The sequence below is a fragment of the Streptomyces sp. NPDC031365 genome (assembly GCF_055569765.1).
Map to the genome: position 1 here is coordinate 51,066 of NZ_JBVIIM010000034.1, position 18,692 is coordinate 69,757.

General features: G+C 72.4%; 18 protein-coding genes. 5 read left to right on the forward strand and 13 right to left on the reverse strand.

What is annotated here, in order from left to right; genetic code table 11:
* Positions 1 to 4 precede the first annotated feature (4 nt).
* On the reverse strand, positions 5 to 1,174 hold the full coding sequence (locus tag ACZ5C2_RS33455; RefSeq protein ID WP_468799734.1) for a sensor histidine kinase: 1,170 nt from the start codon (positions 1,172 to 1,174) through the stop codon (positions 5 to 7).
* 108 nt (positions 1,175 to 1,282) lie between these two features.
* Between ACZ5C2_RS33455 and ACZ5C2_RS33460 the strand changes: the two genes are divergently transcribed.
* Genes ACZ5C2_RS33460 through ACZ5C2_RS33470 form a run of 3 tightly spaced genes read left to right on the forward strand, consistent with a single transcriptional unit; the run spans position 1,283 to position 3,424 of the window.
* Positions 1,283 to 2,203 carry an ATP-binding cassette domain-containing protein gene (locus ACZ5C2_RS33460; RefSeq protein WP_468799736.1) on the forward strand — a complete coding sequence of 307 codons (921 nt, stop codon included), beginning with the start codon at positions 1,283 to 1,285 and terminating at the stop codon, positions 2,201 to 2,203.
* 2 nt (positions 2,204 to 2,205) lie between these two features.
* Positions 2,206 to 2,931, forward strand: coding sequence for an ABC transporter permease (locus ACZ5C2_RS33465; protein WP_468799738.1), 726 nt, complete (start codon positions 2,206 to 2,208; stop codon positions 2,929 to 2,931).
* A gap of 55 nt (positions 2,932 to 2,986) precedes the next feature.
* Entirely contained in the window at positions 2,987 to 3,424 is a 438-nt protein-coding gene (locus ACZ5C2_RS33470) for a hypothetical protein (RefSeq protein ID WP_468799740.1), read from the forward strand.
* Between the two features lie 10 nt (positions 3,425 to 3,434).
* Here the strand turns inward: ACZ5C2_RS33470 and mug are convergent, their stop codons facing one another.
* The 8 genes from mug to ACZ5C2_RS33510 all read right to left on the reverse strand — a co-directional run bounded on the left by mug (position 3,435) and on the right by ACZ5C2_RS33510 (position 12,724).
* Positions 3,435 to 3,959: a G/U mismatch-specific DNA glycosylase gene (mug, locus tag ACZ5C2_RS33475; protein ID WP_468799742.1), complete on the reverse strand. Its 525-nt coding sequence runs from the start codon at positions 3,957 to 3,959 to the stop codon at positions 3,435 to 3,437.
* A 20-nt stretch (positions 3,960 to 3,979) separates the two neighbouring features.
* Positions 3,980 to 5,422 carry an adenylosuccinate lyase gene (gene purB / locus ACZ5C2_RS33480; RefSeq protein ID WP_468799744.1) on the reverse strand — a complete coding sequence of 481 codons (1,443 nt, stop codon included), beginning with the start codon at positions 5,420 to 5,422 and terminating at the stop codon, positions 3,980 to 3,982.
* A 72-nt stretch (positions 5,423 to 5,494) separates the two neighbouring features.
* Positions 5,495 to 6,271 carry an SGNH/GDSL hydrolase family protein gene (locus ACZ5C2_RS33485; RefSeq protein WP_468799746.1) on the reverse strand — a complete coding sequence of 259 codons (777 nt, stop codon included), beginning with the start codon at positions 6,269 to 6,271 and terminating at the stop codon, positions 5,495 to 5,497.
* A gap of 58 nt (positions 6,272 to 6,329) precedes the next feature.
* Complete coding sequence (locus tag ACZ5C2_RS33490) at positions 6,330 to 7,343, reverse strand: hemolysin family protein (protein ID WP_468799748.1); 1,014 nt, start codon at positions 7,341 to 7,343, stop codon at positions 6,330 to 6,332.
* The gene (locus ACZ5C2_RS33495) at positions 7,340 to 8,707 is read right to left on the reverse strand and encodes a hemolysin family protein (protein WP_468799750.1); all 1,368 of its coding nucleotides are present in this window, start codon (positions 8,705 to 8,707) and stop codon (positions 7,340 to 7,342) included. Before ACZ5C2_RS33495 ends, ACZ5C2_RS33490 begins: the two co-directional genes overlap by 4 nt.
* 159 nt (positions 8,708 to 8,866) lie before the next feature.
* On the reverse strand, positions 8,867 to 9,292 hold the full coding sequence (locus tag ACZ5C2_RS33500; protein WP_468799752.1) for a GNAT family N-acetyltransferase: 426 nt from the start codon (positions 9,290 to 9,292) through the stop codon (positions 8,867 to 8,869).
* Between the two features lie 68 nt (positions 9,293 to 9,360).
* On the reverse strand, positions 9,361 to 11,928 hold the full coding sequence (locus tag ACZ5C2_RS33505) for an ABC transporter permease (RefSeq protein ID WP_468799754.1): 2,568 nt from the start codon (positions 11,926 to 11,928) through the stop codon (positions 9,361 to 9,363).
* Positions 11,929 to 11,932: 4 nt separating this feature from the next.
* Positions 11,933 to 12,724: an ABC transporter ATP-binding protein gene (locus ACZ5C2_RS33510; protein ID WP_468799756.1), complete on the reverse strand. Its 792-nt coding sequence runs from the start codon at positions 12,722 to 12,724 to the stop codon at positions 11,933 to 11,935.
* Between the two features lie 165 nt (positions 12,725 to 12,889).
* Between ACZ5C2_RS33510 and ACZ5C2_RS33515 the strand changes: the two genes are divergently transcribed.
* Complete coding sequence (locus tag ACZ5C2_RS33515; protein ID WP_468799792.1) at positions 12,890 to 13,228, forward strand: hypothetical protein; 339 nt, start codon at positions 12,890 to 12,892, stop codon at positions 13,226 to 13,228.
* Here the strand turns inward: ACZ5C2_RS33515 and ACZ5C2_RS33520 are convergent, their stop codons facing one another.
* The 4 genes from ACZ5C2_RS33520 to bioB all read right to left on the reverse strand — a co-directional run bounded on the left by ACZ5C2_RS33520 (position 13,229) and on the right by bioB (position 17,359).
* Positions 13,229 to 13,930: a class I SAM-dependent methyltransferase gene (locus ACZ5C2_RS33520; protein ID WP_468799758.1), complete on the reverse strand. Its 702-nt coding sequence runs from the start codon at positions 13,928 to 13,930 to the stop codon at positions 13,229 to 13,231. It lies immediately after the preceding gene.
* Positions 13,931 to 14,213: 283 nt separating this feature from the next.
* Positions 14,214 to 14,930 (reverse strand): dethiobiotin synthase, encoded by a 717-nt coding sequence (bioD, locus tag ACZ5C2_RS33525; protein ID WP_468799760.1) that lies wholly within the window; start codon positions 14,928 to 14,930, stop codon positions 14,214 to 14,216.
* Position 14,931: 1 nt separating this feature from the next.
* Positions 14,932 to 16,212: an adenosylmethionine--8-amino-7-oxononanoate transaminase gene (locus ACZ5C2_RS33530; RefSeq protein ID WP_468799762.1), complete on the reverse strand. Its 1,281-nt coding sequence runs from the start codon at positions 16,210 to 16,212 to the stop codon at positions 14,932 to 14,934.
* A complete protein-coding gene (bioB, locus tag ACZ5C2_RS33535; RefSeq protein WP_468799764.1) occupies positions 16,205 to 17,359 on the reverse strand; it encodes a biotin synthase BioB in 1,155 nt (384 codons plus the stop codon). Before bioB ends, ACZ5C2_RS33530 begins: the two co-directional genes overlap by 8 nt.
* Before the next feature lie 147 nt (positions 17,360 to 17,506).
* Here bioB and ACZ5C2_RS33540 point away from each other — a divergent pair, with 147 nt between their 5' ends.
* Positions 17,507 to 18,634, forward strand: coding sequence for an 8-amino-7-oxononanoate synthase (locus tag ACZ5C2_RS33540; RefSeq protein ID WP_468799766.1), 1,128 nt, complete (start codon positions 17,507 to 17,509; stop codon positions 18,632 to 18,634).
* The last annotated feature ends 58 nt before the right edge of the window (positions 18,635 to 18,692 follow it).

Consider the following 18,692-nt stretch of genomic DNA (forward strand, 5'->3'; position numbering starts at 1 on the left):
TAGATCAGCGCAACGGCAGTTCCACCCGCACCTGCCAGTCACCCAGGTCGGGACCGGTGTGCGCCCGCCCACCCAACAACGCCGCGCGCTCGCGTATGCCGCGCAGACCGCTGCCCCGGCCGGGCCCGGCTGTCGCCCCGGTGAACGGATTGCGGACCTCCAGGCCCAACGTGCGGTCGTCGACCGTGATACGGATCCGCACGGGGACGGCCCCCGCGTGCCGCAGCACATTGGTGAGGGCCTCCTGGAGGATGCGATACCCCTCGCGGGAGACGGGCCCGGGCACGGTATCCAGGGGCCCGGTCATGTCGACGTCGACCTGGGCGCCGGAGGTCCGCGCGGACTCCAGCAACCGGTCCGCGTCCGTGAGGGCCGGCCGGCTGCCGGCCGGCCGGCCGGACTCGCGCAGAACGCCGAGGACCCGCTCCAGGTCCTCCAGCGCGGCCCGGCCGGTCTCCTCGATGGCCTCCAGGGCCCGGTCGGTGAAGGAGGGATCGCCGGCCGCGCGGGCGGCGCCCGCCTGCACGACGGCCACGGTCAGGGCATGACCGATGGAGTCGTGGAGCTCCCGGGCGATACGCGTGCGCTCCAGGAGCCGCTCGGTGCGTTCCTCCATTGCCGCCAGCCGCTCGGCGGGGGAGGGACCGAGCAGGCGGTGGGCCAGCACCGTGATCAGCCGGCCCGAGGCGAGCACGGTCGCAGCCAGGGTCACCAACGCCACGGGCAGCAGGAGGACATGCCACCAGGCGTGGCCTTCGAGGAGGAGCAACTCGCCGGAGGCCGTGTCCCCGCCGAAGGCAGCCGCCGCCGAGTCCACCGTGGCGAGGAGCAGGTGCACGGTGAACATGGAGCTCGCGCAGCCGATCAGCAGCCGTGCCTGGAGCCACATGACGAGCCTGCCCCGGTCGCTCCAGGAGGCGGACGGCGCCACGACGATGCCGGCGCTTTCGCTGTCGTGCCGCTGACCGGTCAGCAACAGCCTGGCCTGCAACCCCTCCACGGTGCGCATCGCGGGCACCAGCCCGACGGGCACGAGCACCAGGGCCGCCGCCGCCCAGGTCCACCACGCCTCCTCGAGGAACAGCCACAGCGACGGCCACACGATCGCGATGAACAGATGCAGCAACCGTGTGTACGTCACCGTCCGGCCGAACGGATGCAGCAAGCGGACCATGCCGTCATCGTGCCAGCCGCCACCGGTAACGGACCTCCCCCGCGCGGGGGAGCGGATCTCCACCGGTGGGGGAGGCCCTGCCCCCGTACGAGCCGTCACGCTGCTGGCATGACCAGCATCGACGTCCAGGACCTCACCAAGGAGTACGGCACCCGGCGAGCCGTCGACCACCTCACCTTCCGTGTCCTCCCCGGCCGTGTCACCGGTTTCCTCGGCCCCAACGGCGCCGGCAAGTCCACCACCATGCGCCTGGTGCTCGGCCTCGACCACCCCACATCCGGCTCCGCCACCATCGGCGGCCGTTCCTACGCCACCCTTCGGGAACCCCTGTGCCGGGTCGGCGCCCTGCTCGACGCACACGCCGCCCACGGCTCCCGCTCCGGCCGTGACCATCTGCGCGTCCTGGCGGCGAGTCACCGGATTCCGGACCGCCGAGTCGACGCGGTGCTGGAGGAGACCGGCCTGGGCCCGGTCGCACGCGGCCGGGTGCGGACGTACTCCCTGGGCATGCGCCAGCGGCTGGGCATCGCCGCCGCCCTGCTCGGTGACCCGGAGGTGATCATGCTCGACGAGCCCTCCAACGGCCTCGACCCCGAAGGCATCGTGTGGATCCGCACCCTGCTTCGCCGGCTCGCGGACGAGGGGCGCACGGTCCTGGTCTCCAGCCACCTCATGAACGAGACCGCCTCCTTCGCCGACCACCTCGTCGTCCTCGGCCGGGGCCGTCTGCTGGCCGATACGCCCATGCGGGAGTTCATCGACGCGCGGGTGCGCCCTTCCGTGCGCGTACGCACCTCCGATCCCACCGCCCTCAAGCGGGTCCTCGCCCGGCACGGGCACGATGCCGTGGAACATCCGGACGGGCACTGGACCGTGCCGCACGCGCGCGTGGACGACATCGGACGCCTCACCTCCGCCGCGGGGGTGCCGATCCTCGAACTCGCGGCGGACGAGGGCACCCTGGAACAGGCATATCTGGGCCTGACCGCCGCCGAGACCGAGTTCGCCGCACCGTTCCAGGAGGCCTGAGCATGCCGTTCGCACCCGCGCTCCACGCCGAGTGGTTGAAGATCCGTACGGTCCGCTCGCTCCCGGGAGCCCTGCTCGCGCTGTTCGCGGTGACCACGGCGTTCTCCGCGCTCGCCGGAGTCTCCAGCACGTCGGACCCGGAGTTCGACCCCCTGTTCATGGCCCTGTCCGGCGTCGGCCCCGGGCAGATCGCGGCCATCTCGTTCGGCGCCATGGCCGTAGCGGCCGAGTACCACAACGGAGCCCTTCGGCTCTCGCTGGCCGCGGTGCCGCGGCGCGGACGCTGGTTCGCCGCGAAGGTCACGGCGATCGCCCTGCCCACGCTGGCCGTCAGCCTGCTGACCTCGGCGGCCGCGCTGCTCGTCGCGCGGGCGGGGCTCGGTCCGGCGGCGAGCGGGCTGACCCCGGCCGAGCAGATCCGCGGTGTCGTGGGTTGCGGCGTCTACCTCACGCTGATGGCCCTGTTCGCCGCGGGCCTCGCTACCCTGCTGCGCAGCGGAGTGGCGACCCTGTCCGTGCTGATCCCGTTCATCCTCGTGGTGTCCTTCGTGATCGGCGACGCGGCCGGTACCATCGTCGACTTCCTGCCCGACCGAGCCGGCCAGGTGGTCCTCCAGGAGACCCACGACGGAACACTGGGTCCCTGGCAGGGACTTGCCGTGACCGCCGGGTGGACCGCCGCCGCCCTCCTGGCCGGAGCGTGGAGCCTGCGCCGCCGGGACGCCTGACCGGCGGTCGGCTGACGCCCCGCCAACTGTCAGTGGCGGCGGGTTTACTGGATCCATGAACATCGCCCGGCACATCGCCCTCATCGACGAGCTGTGCTTCCGCCCCTTTCCGGCGGAGCACGGCCCGTCCGACGTCGGCTGCGGGGGACCGGGCCACCATGTCGCCGTGCTGGAGACCGGTGACGGGCCGGGCGACGATCCCGCGCGGTGGGCGGCGACGGTGGACCAGTTCGAGAAGGACCGCGACGCCGTGTACGAGGTGCTGGCGTCCCGCTGGGGCGACGTGGCCCCCTGGAACCTGGGGACGGTCCTGTTGCGCACCGAACGGGAGGAGATACCCGAGCCGTGGGCCTGGCTCGCCGCCCACGCCGGCCTGGCCTGGCTGTGGGAGGTGCGGGGCACCGGCCGCTGGGTGGCCGTGGCGGTGGCCGACCGGGACCCGGCCGATGCGGTCCGGCTGCTGGCGGTGGTCACGCAGACGGCGCCACCCTGACCACCGGCCGTCACCGCTCCGCCGCGGCCTCCCGCAGCCGGCCGAACTTTTCCGCCAGCGTCGCCGGCGTTTCATGAGCGTTCAGACCGCTCGGATTGGGCAGCACCCACACACGTGTCCCACCGATGATCCGCGCCTGCGGTCCCACCTGCGCCTTCCGGTCGTCGAACGCGGCCCGGTACGCGGTGACCCCCAGCACGGCCAGCCATCGCGGACGCAGCCGGGCCACGTTCAGGTCGAGCAGCCGCCCGCCCTCCCGCAACTCCGCGGCACTCAGCTCGTCGGCCCGCGCGGTCGCCCGCGCCACCACATTGGTGATGCCGAGCCGGTACGACAGCAGCTCCCGCTGCTGCGACGGCAGCAGCAGCCGGGGCGTGAAACCGGAGCGGTGGAGCGCCGGCCAGAAGCGGTTGCCCGGGCGGGCGAAGTGGTGGCCGGTCGCGGCCGTCATCAGACCGGGGTTGATGCCGCAGAACAGCACATGCAGGCCGTCCGCGACGACGTCCGGCACGAGACGGTCGCGGGCGGCCTCCATCTCCTCACGGGTGAAGCGGGTCAGAGGATGGCTCCCGGCGCGTAGCCGGCGGCCTCGGGACGCTGCTTCACGATCTCGTCGATACGGCCGACGAGCGTGGAGACCTGGTCGCTCGCGGCACCGGTGAAGGACAGCTTGTCCGCCATCAGGGCCTCCAGCCCGGCCCGGTCCAGCGGCAGCCGCTCGTCGGCGGCGAGCTTGTCCAGGAGATCGTTGCGCTCCGCGCCCCGCTCACGCATGGCGAGGGCGGTGGCGACGGCGTTCTCCTTGATCGCCTCGTGCGCGACCTCACGGCCGACACCCGCGCGCACCGCGCCCATCAGCACCTTGGTGGTGGCGAGGAACGGCAGGTAGCGGTCCAGCTCCCGTGCGACAACCGCGGGGAAGGCGCCGAACTCGTCGAGTACCGTCAGGAACGTCTCCAGCAGGCCGTCGAGGGCGAAGAACGCGTCCGGCAGCGCGACCCGGCGCACCACCGAGCAGGACACGTCGCCCTCGTTCCACTGGTCGCCCGCCAGCTCGCCGGTCATCGATGCGTATCCGCGCAGGATCACCATCAGACCGTTGACGCGCTCGCAGGAGCGGGTGTTCATCTTGTGCGGCATCGCGGAGGAGCCGACCTGGCCCGGCTTGAAGCCCTCGGTGACCAGTTCGTGCCCGGCCATCAGCCGGATCGTCTTCGCCAGGGAGGAGGGCGCGGCGGCCACCTGCACCAGCGCGGTGACGACCTCGTAGTCCAACGAGCGCGGGTAGACCTGGCCGACGCTCGTGAACGCCTGTGAGAAGCCCAGGTGGGCGGCGATCCGCCGCTCCAGCTCAGCCAGCCTCTGCGCGTCCCCGCCGAGCAGGTCCAGCATGTCCTGAGCCGTTCCGACCGGGCCCTTGATGCCGCGCAGCGGGTACCGGCCCAGCAGCTCCTCCACCCGGCCGTACGCGACGAGCAGCTCGTCGGCGCCGGTCGCGAACCGCTTGCCGAGGGTGGTGGCCTGTGCGGCCACGTTGTGCGAACGGCCGGCCATGACCAGTTCACCGTACTCACCGGCCAGCCTGCCCAGGCGCGCCAGCACCGCCACCGTGCGGTCGCGCATCAGCTCCAGGGAGAGACGGATCTGCAGCTGCTCGACGTTCTCGGTGAGGTCGCGGGAGGTCATCCCCTTGTGTACGTGCTCGTGCCCGGCGAGGTCGTTGAACTCCTCGATCCGTGCCTTCACGTCATGGCGGGTGACCTTCTCGCGCTCGGCGATGGAAGTCAGGTCCACCTGGTCGAGGACACGCTCGTAGTCGGCGATCGCCGTGTCGGGCACCTCGATCCCGAGGTCCTTCTGGGCCCGCAGCACGGCGAGCCAGAGCTGACGCTCCAGCTTCACCTTCTGCTCGGGCGACCAGAGCGTGGCGAGCTCGGCGGAGGCGTAGCGTCCGGCGAGGACGTTCGGGATACGGGGTTTGGCGGGCGCGGCAGTCACGTACAGGGAGTCTACTGGCGATTCCTGCAGGCCGGTGCCGCGGGGTGACCTGGAGGAAACCACAAGTCGCCGCTACAGACCCTCGTACGGCAGCAGCTCGGGCCGCTTCGGCGGCAGGCCGTCGCCCGAGGAGCGGCCGGTGAGCCGGCGGCCGATCCACGGCAGCAGGTGCTGCCGGGCGAACCGGGCGTCCGCGGCCCGCCGCGCCACCCAGCGGGGCGGCAGCGCCGCCTCCGGGGGCAGATGCCACTCGGGGTCCTGTGGCGCGTAGCCCAGTGTCTGCCACACCGCCTCCGCGACCCTGCGGTGCCCGTCCGCGGTCAGATGCAGCCGGTCCACGTCCCACAGCCGGGGATCGCCGAGCGAGGGAGCCCCGTAGAGGTCGACGACCAGGGCGCCGTGCCGGTCGGCGAGCTCGTCGATGCAGGAGAACAACGCCTCCATGCGCGGCCGGAACCGCTCCAGGACCGGTCCCTGCCGGCCGGGGCTGCGCATCAGCACCAGTTGCCCGCAGTTCGGGGCCAGCCGCTCGACGGCCTCGGTGAGCAGGTCCCGCACCTGCACCATGTCGCACTTGGGCCGCAGGGTGTCGTTGAGCCCGCCGACCAGGGTCACGACATCGGCCCGCATGGCCGCGGCGACCTCGACCTGCTCATCGACGATCTGCCGGATCAGCTTGCCGCGCACCGCGAGGTTGGCGTACTGGAACCCGGGAGCGATGGCCGCCATCCGGCCGGCGAGGAGGTCGGCCCAGCCGCGGTACGTACCGTCGGGGAGAAGGTCCGACATGCCCTCGGTGAAGGAGTCGCCCAGGGCGACGAGGCTGCTGTGGGTGGGATTCGTCTGCATGGCGACAGAGATGGTATCCCGTGGCACATACCCAGCGGTCGGTCGGGCTTGCCCGTGCTCAGGTCCGCTGCCCGAACAACTCCTGCAGGACATCCTCCATCGTCACCAGCCCCGCCAGCCGCCCGTCGGCCCCCAGGACGGCCGCCAGATGCGTACGGCTGCCGCGCATGGCGGTGAGGACGTCGTCCATCGGCGTGCTCTCCCGTACACGCGCGATGCGCCGCATGTCCGCCAGCCGGAACGGCATGTCGCGCGGTGAGGCGTCCAGGGCGTCCTTCACGTGCAGATAGCCGACGATCCGCCGCTGTTCGTCCACGACCGGGAAGCGGGAGAACCCGAACTCCGCCGACAGCTGCTCAAGACCCTCCGGGGTGACGCCCACCCGCGCGTAGACCACGCGCTTCAACGGCATCACCACGTCCCGCACCGGCCGCCGGCCCAGCTCCAGCGCGTCGTGCAGGCGCTCCTGCGCGCGGTCGTCGATGAGGCCGGCCTGACCGGAGTCCTTCACGATCTGGGCCAGTTCGGCGTCCGAGAAGGACGCGGCAACCTCGTCGCGGGTCTCGACCCGCAGCAGTTTCAGCAGCGTGTTCGCGAACGCGTTGACCGTGAAGATCACCGGACGCAGTGCACGGGACAGCGCCACCAGGGGCGGCCCCAGGGCCAGCGCGCTGCGCACCGGCTCGGCGAGCGCGACGTTCTTCGGCACCATCTCGCCGAGCAGCATGTGCAGATACGTCGCGAGCGCCAGTGCGATCACGAAGGACACGACGTGCCCCGCGCCCACCGGGACTCCCACCGCGTGGAACACCGGTTCCAGCAGGTGCGCGATCGCCGGCTCGGCGACGACACCGAGGACCAGCGTGCACAGCGTGATGCCGAGCTGGGCGGCCGCCATCAGCGCCGACACGTGTTCAAGACCCCACAGCACGCTCCTGGCGCGCCGGTCGCCCCGGTCGGCGTGCGGTTCGATCTGGCTGCGGCGGACCGAGATCAGGGCGAACTCGGCGCCCACGAAGAAGGCGTTGACGACCAGCGTCGCGAGACCGATGAGCAGCTGTACGACGGTCATCGTCGCGCCCCCTTGTCGTCCGTGGTCCGTGCCGTCCGCCGTTCCGCGGCGGGGCGGTCACCGGGGGGCGCGTGCAGGAGGACGCGTGCCGCCCGGCGACCGGAGGCGTCCACCACGTCCAGCCGCCAGCCCGCGACCTCCAGGGTGTCGCCGACGTCCGGGATCCGGCCCAGCGAGGCGGCCACCAGCCCGGCGAGGGTCTCGTAGGGCCCCTCCGGCGCGCGCAGGCCGACCCGGGCGAGCTGGTCCACGCGCGCGGCGCCGTCGGCCGAGAACAGCGGTCGGCCGTCCTCGTCGGTGCCGGCCCGGTCCAGGTCGGGGGTCTCGTGCGGGTCGTGCTCGTCACGGACCTCGCCGACGACCTCCTCGACGATGTCCTCCAACGTGGCCACTCCCGCCGTGCCGCCGTACTCGTCGATCACCACGGCCATGGTGCGCCGCCCGGAGAGCCGCTCCAGCAGCCGGTCGACGGTGAGGGATCCGGGAACCAGCAGCGGTTCGCGCATCAGCTCCGACACGGGCACCCGGGCGCGGCGTTCCGCGGGCAGCGCCAGCACGTCCTTGACGTGTGCGGTGCCGACGACGGCGTCCAGGGTCTCGCGGTAGACGGGGAAGCGGGACAGGCCGGTCGCCCGGGTCACGGTCGCCACGTCCTCGCAGGTCGCCTGTACCTCCAGGGCGATCACCTGGACGCGCGGGGTCATCACGTTCTCCGCGGTGAGGTCCGCGAGGTTCAGTGTGCGGACGAACAGCTCGGCGGTGTCCGGTTCCAGGGCGCCCTCCCTGGCGGAGTGCCGGGCGAGCGCCGCCAGTTCCTGGGGTCCCCGCGCGGACTCCAGTTCCTCGGCCGGCTCCACACCGATGCGGCGCACGATCCGGTTGGCCGTGTTGTTCAGATGGGTGATGAACGGACGGAAGGCGGCGCTGAACCAGCGTTGCGCGTTGCCCACCCGCTTGGCCACGGCCAGCGGTGAGGAGATCGCCCAGTTCTTCGGAACCAGCTCGCCGACCACCATCAGGAACACCGTCGACAGGGCCGTGCCGATCACCAGCGCCAGGGAGCGGGCCACCGAACCGGAGACGCCGACGTCCTCCAGCGGGCCCGCGATCAGCGCCGCGATCGACGGCTCGGCCAGCATGCCGACCACCAGGTTGGTGACCGTGATGCCGAGCTGCGCGCCGGAGAGCTGGAAGGTCAGACTCCGTACGGCCTTGAGTGCGCCCGCCGCGCCCCGCTCGCCGCGCTCGACGGCCCGTTCCAGCTCGCCCCGCTCGACCGTGGTGAGGGAGAACTCGGCCGCGACGAAAGCGCCGCAGGCGAGCGAGAGCAGGATCGCCACCAGAAGGAGGAGCACTTCGGTCATCGGGTCACCTCTGTCCCATCGTCGGACAGGAGCGGAACGGATGCGCGGTGTCGCGGACCGGGGAGCTTGCCCATGGGCGGAGGCACACAACCTTTCATGGAGGACCGAGTGGCCCACTCGGAGTAAAGGATCAGCAAAGGATGGCCTTCGGGCCCTGGATCAGCCGGTGAGGGGCTTCACCCAGCGCCGCCACCGTTCCTCCGGCGCGTACCCCGCGGCGCCCCACGCACGGTGGGCGGTCTCGTTGCGCTGGAGCACCATCGCGTCCGCGCGGCGCCCGCCGAGGCGTACGAACCTCTCCTCCGCGGCGGTCAGCAGCGCGGAGGCGATGCCCTGACGGCGGCGGTCCGGGTGCACCGCCAGCCGGTAGAGATGACACCGCCAGCCGTCGAAGCCCGCGATCACCGTGCCGACGAGCTCACCGTCGCTCTCGGCGAGAAGCAACGCCCCGGGATCACGGGCGGCCAGCCGCTCCACACCGGCCCGGTCGTCGCTGATGCTCGCGCCCTCGGCGGCCACCTTCCAGAACGCCAGGACATGGTCGAGGTCCTCGGGCCCGGCGGCCCGTATCCGCAGCTCACTCATGCGCCGATCCCAGCACGCGGCATCGCGCCGGGCACGCAATTCCACGATCCGGACCGTCACCGTGCGTCTCACTCGTGGGCGATGGCCTCCAGCACGTTCATCCGCGACGCCCGCAGAGCCGGCAGCAGCGCCGCCGCGATGCCCACCACGGCCGCCCCGATCACGACCGCCACGATGGTGCCCCACGGGATCGCCAGGGCCGTCATCCCCTGAAGGGCCAGGACCTGCTGGATGCACAGACCCCACACCAGTCCGAGCGCGAGCCCCAGGACCGCGCCGAACACCGCGATCACCACCGACTCCAGGCGGATCATCCGTCGCAGCTGCCGCCGGGACAGGCCGATCGCCCGCAGCAGACCGATCTCGCGCGTGCGCTCCACCACCGACAGCGCGAGGGTATTGACCACACCCAGCACCGCGATGACGATCGCGAGCCCCAGCAGGGCGTAGACGAGATACAGCAGGACGGCGATCTGGTCGTGCACCAGTTCCTTGTAGTCGGCCTGGTCACGGGCCTGCACCTGCGGGTAGGGGTCGAGCGTCGCCTCCAGCCGGTCGCGCAGTTCGTCCACGCTCGTCCCGGCGGCCGCGTTGACGTACAGCGCGGAGTCCTGCCCGCCCGGTACGTACTCCTCGACGGTCGCGATGCCGAAGACCAGCCCGCCCTGCATCCCGAAGCCCTCGCCGCCCTCGACGTCGGTGAGGGCCGCCACCGTCAACTCGGTGCTCCTGCCGCCGGGGAACTCTACCGGGACCGTGCTGCCCATACGGACGTCGTGCTCCGCGGCGAAGCCGGCGTCCATGGAGATGTTGCCGTCCGCCAGGGCCGCCGCGGTGTCGCCGTTCGTGTACGTCACGCGCGCGACGTCGTCGACGCGGTCGTCGTACCCGGCCGCGGTGGTCTCGATCCGCTCACCGTCCGGCAGGCGCACCGCCACCGGCGCGAACCGCTGCCGGACGACCAGCCCCACGCCCTCGGTGTCCCGCACCCGGTCGGTGACCTCCTCGGAGAACGGCGTGAAGTTGGCGTTCTGGATCACGAAGTCGGCGCCCAGCGTCTTGTCGATCTGCTCGTCGAAGGACCGGGACATCGAGGCGCTGGCCACCGACATTCCGCCGACCAGGGCGAGCCCCACCATCAGCGCGGAGGCCGTGGCGCCGGTACGGCGCGGATTGCGCAGGGCGTTGCGCTGGCTCATCCGGCCGACAGATCCGAACAGCGCGGGGAAGGCCGCGCCCAGCACCCGGATCACCGGCCGCACCAGCAGCGGACCCGCGATGACGGTCGCGATCAGCGTGAGGACGACCCCCAGCCCCAGCAGCGAGGCCGCGGAGGAGGTGTCGGAGGCCAGTACACAGCCCGCCAGGGCCGCCACGCCGAGCGCGCCCACCACGGATCCCGCCACCGCGCGGGTGCGCAGGGGCCGCCCAGTACCGGCGATGTCGGCGGCGGCGAGCGCGGCCATCGGTGACACGCCCGCCGCGCGGCGGGCCGGGAGATACGCCGCGACGAACGTGACGCCCACGCCGACGGCGTACGCCGTGACGGGAGTGGCCCAGCCGACGACCATCTCCGTGGTCTTCAGGTTCATGCCGAACGCGCTCATGAGCCGGAGCAGACCGAAGGCGAGGCCGATACCGGCGGCCAGACCCACCGTCGAGCCGACCACGCCGAGCAGCACCGCCTCGGCGAGCACCGACCGGCGCACCTGCCGCCGGTCCGCGCCGAGCGCCCGGAGCAGACCGAGCTCACGGGTCCGCTGGGCGATCAGCATCGAGAAGGTGTTGACGATCAGGAAGATCCCGACGAGCACCGCGATCCCGGCGAAGCCGAGCATCACGTACTTGATCACGTCGAGGAACCCGCCGAGCTCCTCGGCGGCCGTCTCCGCCGTCTCACCGGCCGTCCGCACCTCATAGGCGCCGGTACCCAGCTCCGCCGTGACACGTTGCTTGAGCTGTTCGTCGGAGACGCCCGGCGCGGCGGTGAGCGAGATGGTGGTTGCCCGGTCCGCGGCGCCCAGCAGTTCTGCGGCGGCGACCGCCGGGTCGAGGAAGACCAGTGCCGCGCCCGGGTTGGTGGTGGTGAACGTGGCGATGCCGACGATCTCCACCTGGAAGGTGCCGGGCTGCGCCTGTACGGACAGGGTGTCGCCGATCTCCACGCCCTTGGCCTCGGCGGTGTCCGCGTCCAATGCGGCCTCGCCGCCTCCCCGCGGGGCGCGGCCGGAGGTCAGCTCCACCACGCTGCGGTCGCTGACGTACCAGTCCACCGCGATGGTCGGTGCGCCGGTGGTCGGTCCGACCGACTCGTTGTCGCTGTCGACGATCGTGAGGTTCTGGACCTCGACGTCGGAGCGGGCCGACTCGACACCGTCGAGCCGGGACAGCCGTCCGGCGAGCTCGGCCGGCAGGGTCTGCACCGCTCCGGTGGGCACCGACGACTCCAGGTCCTCCCGGGGCGCCACGGTCACGTCGGCGGACGAGGACGCGAACAACCGGTCGAACGTACGGGAGACCGTGTCGGAGAAGATCAGGCTGCCCGCGACGAACGCCACGGAGAGCACGACGGCCAGGGCGGACAGCAGCAGCCGCCCCTTGTGCGCGAGAAAGCTTCTGAGCGTTGCCTTCAGCACGGTGTCAGTCCTTCTCGGAAGCGCGGATCACGTCGAAGCGCTTCATCCGCTCCAGTACCGACTCCGCCGTGGGCTGCCGCATCTCGTCCACGATCCTGCCGTCCGCGAGGAAGAGCACCAGGTCGGAGTGGGCGGCGGCTCCCGGGTCGTGGGTGACCATGACGACGGTCTGGCCCAGCCGGTCCACGGCCTCGCGCAGGAAGCCCAGCACCTCCAGGCCGGCCCGTGAGTCGAGGTTGCCGGTCGGCTCGTCCGCGAAGATGAGTTCGGGCCGCGAGGCCAGCGCCCGTGCGCAGGCCACCCGCTGCTGCTGGCCTCCCGACAGCTGAGCGGGCCGGTGCCTGAGCCGGTCCCGCAGGCCCAGCGTGTCGATGACCTGGTCCAGCCACTTCTCGTCGGGCTTCTGGCCCGCGATGTCCATGGGCAGGGTGATGTTCTCCCGTGCGTTCAGGGTCGGGATGAGGTTGAAGGACTGGAACATGAACCCGATCCGGTCGCGCCGCAGCCGGGTCAGTTCACGGTCCTTCAGCCCCGTGATCTCGGTGTCTCCCAGCCACACCTGTCCGGCGGAAACGGTGTCCAGGCCCGCCAGGCAGTGCATCAGCGTGGATTTGCCGGAGCCCGACGGACCCATGACCGCCGTGAACCGTCCGCGCGCGATGTCCACGTCGACGGAGTCCAGGGCGAGCACGGTCGTCTCGCCCGAGCCGTACGCCTTGGTCAGGCCGCGGGCGCGGGCCGCGGTTCCGGCGCCCGACGCAAGGCCTGGGGCGTGCTCCGCAGCAGGTGTGGACAAGGCCGCCTCCTCGATTGGACGTCCGGTCGTCTCCGTCGCGTCGAGATTAGTGTGACGGGGTCGACAACCGTATCCCCCGTGAGTGCGGGGCCGTCTCCACCCCAGGTCTGGCCCCCGGAGTCAGTGTAAGGGGCACATTTCTCGCCCGGTGGGCGGCACTTGCCGCTGCCGGCGTCCCGGCGCCGGCTTCGAGGTAGGGCGAAGACCCGGCTGAACGTACGCGTGGACGAGTGCACCGCCCGTGCGGCGCGCGAGCGTGTCCGGGAGCGCGGGATGAGCGTCAACCGCCACACCGAGGAACTGCTCCGGCAGGACACCGGTGAGGCGGACCGCGCGTTCGTCGAGGCCGCCGCCGATTTCATGAAGCTGTTCGAGAGCGTCTTCGCCGAGGGGTTCGGCACCGTCACCTCGCCCGGGCAGGTGCGCGATCTGGCCTGGCTGGTCAAGCGCGGCGAGGCCTCGGTGGACGACATCGCGGCCGAGCTGCGCCGCTGGAGCGAGTGATCAGCTCCGGGTGGCCGCGGCGCCGACGGCGGGCCGCCACGCGGTGCCGATGACGCAGTACGACTGGGGCAGGGCCGGCCCCTTCTCCGGGATCGTCATCCGCCGGTAGGGCCCGAGGTCGAACCCGGCCTCCCGCAGCGCGCCGACCGGATCCCGTGCCACATGGCAGCCCCCGGCCAGCGGCGGCCACACCGTGCGGTCCAGCGCCCGCTGGGTCAGGTGCATGACCCGGCCGCCGCCCCGGCCGTGCTCGAAGAACCGCACCTCGCCGCCGGGGCGCAGCACCCGCCGGACCTCCGCGAGGGCCCGCGCGACGTCCCGCACACTGCACAGCACCAGCGAGAGTACCGCCGCGTCGAAAGCCTCGCTCTTGACCGGCAGTGCCTCCGCCACGCCCGGCGCCACGTCCACCGGCACCTCGGCGCGCAGAGCGGCCTCCACGGCCAGCGCGCGCAGCGCCCGCTCCGGTTCGATGGCGACGATCTCCGAGACGGCGCCCGGGTAGTGGGCGAAGTTCAGCCCGTTGCCCGCGCCGACCTCGATCACCCGCCCGGACAGCCCGCCGAGCAGTCTGCCGCGGACCTCCGCCATGCCGGCGCGGGTCTCGGCCGCGACGCTGGCGCGGGCGTAGACGCGGGCGAAGACGGGGTGGTGCACGGGATCCCGCGTCGCCTGCGAGGAACGGATGGACCGTAGGCGCATGAGGACCTCCCCGGTACGGGCTCAAGGCGATTCTCCCCCCGGGGCCGCCCGGGAAATCCTCGTGCCCACGGCGACGCCCGGCATGCGCCCCTGCGGAGGGCGGCGTCGGGGGTGCTCCGCGCTGCGGCTCCGGGCGGACTTCGGGGTTCCCTGGAGTGGGCATGGCGACGCCCGGCATGCGCCCCTGCGGAGGGGCGGGAGTCGGGGGTGCTCCGCGCAGCCGCTCCGAGGGCGGAGCACGGGGTTCCCCGGTCGGCCCGGCCGACCGCACCTCCCGCTGCCGTCAGGGTGCCTCGTGCACCCGGAACGCCTCGGCGTCCCAGGTTCCCTCCAGCCGGGGCGCCAGCCAGTGCGGTGCCGACGTCCGGAACCCAGGGGGAGCCAGGGCGCCCGCCCCGCCGGGCACGGCGCCCAGCAGCGGGGCCCCGGTCACGTCCGGCAGGTCCAGCAGGTTGCAGCGTGCGGCCAGATCCGGCTCGCCGGGCCAGCTGCCGATCACCACGCCCGCCAGGTCGAGCTCCCGCCCGCGCAGTTCCCGGGCCGTCAGCTCCGTGGCGTTCAGGGTGCCGAGCCCGGCCGAAGCCACCACCAGCACCGGCGCGGACAGCAGCGCCGCCGCGTCCGCCAGCGTCCCCCCGGCCGCGTCGAACCGTACGAGCAGCCCGCCCGCGCCCTCCACCAGCACCAGATCGTGCTCGGTGGCCAGCTTGGCGGCCCGCTCCGCGATCTCATGCGGATGCACGGGCCTGCGGCCGGCCCGGCGGGCCGCCGTGGCGGGCGCCAGCGGATCGGGGTATCGGGCGAGTTCGGCCGTCGTCACCGGGCCGGCGAGCCGTGCGACCTCCTCGGCGTCCCCGGGCTCGTCCGGCCGCACGCCCGTCTGCGCCGCCTTGAGCACGGCGACCGACCGGCCGGCCGCCAGCGCCGTCGCGGCGACCGCCGCCGTCACCACCGTCTTGCCGACCTCGGTGCCGGTGCCTGTGATCACCATGACCGGCATGTCATCCCTCCTCCGCCGCCGCGCACACCGCGCGGGCGATGCGCGCCACGTCCGCGTCGCCCGTGACGTACGGCGGCATCGTGTAGATCAGGTCGCGGAACGGGCGCAGCCACACTCCCTCTCGCACCGCCGCCCGGGTGGCCGCCGCCATGTCGACGGGGCGATCGAGCTGGACGACCCCGATGGCGCCGAGCACCCGTACGTCCCGCACACCGTGCAGCCCGGCCGCCGGCGCGAGTCCTTCCCGCAGGCCGGTCTCGATCCGTCCGATCTCCGCGGGCCAGTCCTGCCCGAGCAGCAGCTCGATGGAGGCGCAGGCCACGGCCGCCGCCAGCGGATTCGCCATGAACGTCGGACCGTGCGCCAGCACCGGCACGTCACCGCGCGAGATGCCCCCGGCCATCCGCGTGGTGCACAACGTCGCCGCCATGGTCAGATATCCACCGGTCAGCGCCTTACCCACACACATGACGTCCGGCGTCACCGACGCGTGCTCCGCAGCGAACAGCGCGCCCGTGCGGCCGAACCCGGTCGCGATCTCGTCGAACACCAGCAGCACGTCGTGCGCGTCGCACACCTCGCGCAGCACCCGCAGATACGCGGGGGAGTGGAACCGCATCCCGCCCGCGCCCTGCACCACCGGCTCCACGATCACCGCGGCCAGTTCACCGGCGTGCCGTTCGACCGTCTCCCTCAGGTGTGCGGCGTACGCCTCCTCGTACTCCGCGGGCGGGGCCCCGGCGAACACCTGGCGGGGCAGGATCCCGCTCCACAACTCGTGCATCCCGCCCTCGGGGTCGCACACCGACATCGGCTGCCAGGTGTCGCCGTGGTAGCCGCCCCGCCAGGTCAGCAGCCGCCGCTTCTCCGGCCGGCCCAGCGATCGCCAGTACTGCAGACACATCTTCACCGCGACCTCGACCGACACCGACCCGGAGTCGGCGAGGAACACATGCTCCAGACCCTCCGGCGACATGTCGACAAGGAGCTTCGCCAGCCGTACGGCGGGCTCGTGCGTGAGCCCGCCGAACATCACGTGGCTCATCCGCGCGAGCTGGGCACCGGCGGCCTCGTTGAGCACCGGATGGTTGTAGCCGTGGATCGCCGACCACCAGGACGACATGCCGTCGACCAGTTCTCCCGAGCCGTCGGCGAGCTTCAGCCGCACCCCGCTCGCCGACTCCACGACGAGCGGTTCCTGACGGCCCGGCATGGGGCCGTAGGGATGCCAGACGTGCCGCCGGTCGAGCTCCAGCAGTTCGGCGACGGACCGCTCAGGCATTGGGCGCGAGATCCGTTCCGGCGCCCCGGCGGCGGACGGCGACGAGATCGGTACGCGGCTCCTCGGCCGCGCCGCGGGAGCCCGCGCCCGCACTCGCCGGACCGCACGCTCCGCCGCCCTCGTGGGATCCGCAGCCGCCGCCCGCGCGGTGCTCGGGCAGCGTCACCCGGTCGGTGCCCTCCACCTCGAACCCGGCGTCCGCGATCATGTCCAGGTCCGCCTTGCCGGCCTGCCCCTCGCTGGTGAGGTAGTCGCCGAGGAAGATCGAGTTGGCCAGGTGCAGCGCGAGCGGCTGCATGGTGCGCAGATGGACCTCACGACCGCCGGCGATCCGCACCTCGGCGTCCGGGCAGACGAACCGCACCATCGCCAGGATGCGCAGGCAGCGCTGGGGGGTCAGGTTCCACTCCTTGGAGAGCGGCGTGCCCTCCATCGGGATCAGGAAGTTGACCGGCACCGAGTCCGGGTCCAGCTCGCGCAGTGAGAAGACCACGTCGACCAGGTCCTCGTCGGACTCGCCCATCCCGGCGATCAGGCCCGAGCAGGCGGAGAGCCCCGCGGCGTGCGCCTTGCGCACCGTGTCCACCCGGTCGGCGTACGTGTGCGTGGTCGTGATGTCCCCGTACGTCGACTCGGAGGTGTTGAGGTTGTGGTTGTAGGCGTCCGCGCCCGCCTCGCGCAGCCGCTCCGCCTGGCCGTCGGAGAGCAGCCCCAGACAGGCACACACCTCGACGTCCTCGTTCCGCTCCTTGATCGCCTTGATGGTGTCGGAGACCCGGTCCACGTCCCGGTCGGTCGGACCCCGGCCGCTGGCCACCAGGCACACCCGCTTGGCACCGCCCGAGAGCCCGGCGGCGGCCGCCTGTGACGCCTCGTCCGGCTTGAGCCAGGTGTACTTGAGGATGTCGGCCCTGGAGCCGAGCCGCTGGGAACAGTAGGAACAGTCCTCCGGGCACAGGCCGGACTTGAGGTTGACGAGATAGTTCAGTTTCACCCGCCGGCCGAACCAGTGCCGCCGCACCTTTCCGGCTGCGGCCACCACATCGAGCAGGTCGTCGTCGGACGTCGCGAGGACGGCCAGTGCTTCCGCGCGGGTCGGCGTCTCGCGCCGAAGCCCCTTGTCCACCAGCGTGTTCAGCAGGTCCATGAGAGCCGATCCTGTCCTACCCGACCCGGCCGGGCCAAGGAGAGTTCGTACAACAGAGGCGCTCCGCGGTGTGGGTATCGCCACACAGTGGCCCGCCCGGCCTCCCGCTAATGTCTGTGCACTGCCTACAAAATCCCCGGAGGACCCATGGCGTTCGGCTGGATCGACGAGCAGGCGGAACTGCGCCGCCGGGCCGGACTCGTACGCACCCTGCGTCCCCGGGCCGTCGACACGCCGCTGCTCGATCTGGCGAGCAACGACTACCTGGGTCTGGCCCGGCACCCCGAGGTCACCGAGGGCGCCGCGCTGGCCGCGCGGACCTGGGGCGGCGGCTCGACCGGCTCCCGCCTGGTCACCGGCACCACGGAACTCCACGCCGAGTTGGAGCGCGAGCTGGCCGGGTTCTGCGGCTTCGAGGCGGCCCTGGTCTTCTCCTCCGGCTACGCGGCCAACCTGGCCGCCGTCACCTCGCTGGCCCCGCACGGCTCCCGTCTCGTCTCCGACGCGGGCAACCACGCCTCCCTGATCGACGGCTGCCGGCTGGCCCGCGGTACGACACAGGTCGTGGCGCACTGCGACCCCGATGCCGTGCGCAAGGCGCTGGACGGGCACGACGGGCCGGCCGTGGCCGTGTCCGACACCGTCTTCTCGGTGGACGGCGAAGCCGCCCCGCTCGCGGGGCTGGCCGAGGCGTGCCGGGAGTACGGCGCCGGTCTGGTCCTCGACGACGCGCACGGCCTCGGTGTCCTCGGCGACGGCGGCCGTGGCGCTCCGTACGCGGCGGGCATCGCGGGCGACGACGATGTCGTCGTCACGGTGACGCTGTCCAAGTCGCTCGGCAGCCAGGGCGGAGCGGTGCTCGGCCCGGCCCGGGTGATCGCGCATCTGGTCAACGCGGCGCGGACGTTCATCTTCGACACCGGACTCGCCCCGGCCGCGGCGGGTGCGGCCCTGGCGGCGCTCCGGCTGCTGCGCCGCGAGCCCGCGCGCGGGGCGTGGGCGGGAACGGTGGCGCGCGAACTGCACGAGCGGCTGACGGCCGCGGGTCTGGAAGCGGTACGTCCGGACGCCGCGGTCGTCTCCGTGCGTGCCCCTTCCCCGGAGCAGGCCGTGCGATGGGCGGCCGACTGCCGGGCGGCCGGCCTGTCCGTGGGCTGCTTCCGTCCTCCTTCCGTGCCCGACGGCATCTCACGACTCAGACTGACCGCCCGCGCGGACCTGTCCGGGGCCGAGATCGAACGCGCTGTACGAGTGATCGGCGAGACGCGGCCATGAGTCGGCGTGACACGGCCGTGCGTCGCTCGACGAGGGGTTGACGGGTAGGTCGGTCGAG

Coding starts and splice junctions, on each gene's coding strand:
- ACZ5C2_RS33455 (WP_468799734.1), bottom strand. CDS start 1,174: ATGGTCCGCTTGCTGCATCCGTTCGGCCGGACGGTGACGTACACACGG.
- ACZ5C2_RS33460 (WP_468799736.1), top strand. CDS start 1,283: ATGACCAGCATCGACGTCCAGGACCTCACCAAGGAGTACGGCACCCGG.
- ACZ5C2_RS33465 (WP_468799738.1), top strand. CDS start 2,206: ATGCCGTTCGCACCCGCGCTCCACGCCGAGTGGTTGAAGATCCGTACG.
- ACZ5C2_RS33470 (WP_468799740.1), top strand. CDS start 2,987: ATGAACATCGCCCGGCACATCGCCCTCATCGACGAGCTGTGCTTCCGC.
- mug (WP_468799742.1), bottom strand. CDS start 3,959: ATGGAGGCCGCCCGCGACCGTCTCGTGCCGGACGTCGTCGCGGACGGC.
- ACZ5C2_RS33485 (WP_468799746.1), bottom strand. CDS start 6,271: ATGCAGACGAATCCCACCCACAGCAGCCTCGTCGCCCTGGGCGACTCC.
- ACZ5C2_RS33490 (WP_468799748.1), bottom strand. CDS start 7,343: ATGACCGTCGTACAGCTGCTCATCGGTCTCGCGACGCTGGTCGTCAAC.
- ACZ5C2_RS33495 (WP_468799750.1), bottom strand. CDS start 8,707: ATGACCGAAGTGCTCCTCCTTCTGGTGGCGATCCTGCTCTCGCTCGCC.
- ACZ5C2_RS33500 (WP_468799752.1), bottom strand. CDS start 9,292: ATGAGTGAGCTGCGGATACGGGCCGCCGGGCCCGAGGACCTCGACCAT.
- ACZ5C2_RS33520 (WP_468799758.1), bottom strand. CDS start 13,930: ATGCGCCTACGGTCCATCCGTTCCTCGCAGGCGACGCGGGATCCCGTG.
- bioD (WP_468799760.1), bottom strand. CDS start 14,930: ATGCCGGTCATGGTGATCACAGGCACCGGCACCGAGGTCGGCAAGACG.
- ACZ5C2_RS33530 (WP_468799762.1), bottom strand. CDS start 16,212: ATGCCTGAGCGGTCCGTCGCCGAACTGCTGGAGCTCGACCGGCGGCAC.
- bioB (WP_468799764.1), bottom strand. CDS start 17,359: ATGGACCTGCTGAACACGCTGGTGGACAAGGGGCTTCGGCGCGAGACG.
- ACZ5C2_RS33540 (WP_468799766.1), top strand. CDS start 17,507: ATGGCGTTCGGCTGGATCGACGAGCAGGCGGAACTGCGCCGCCGGGCC.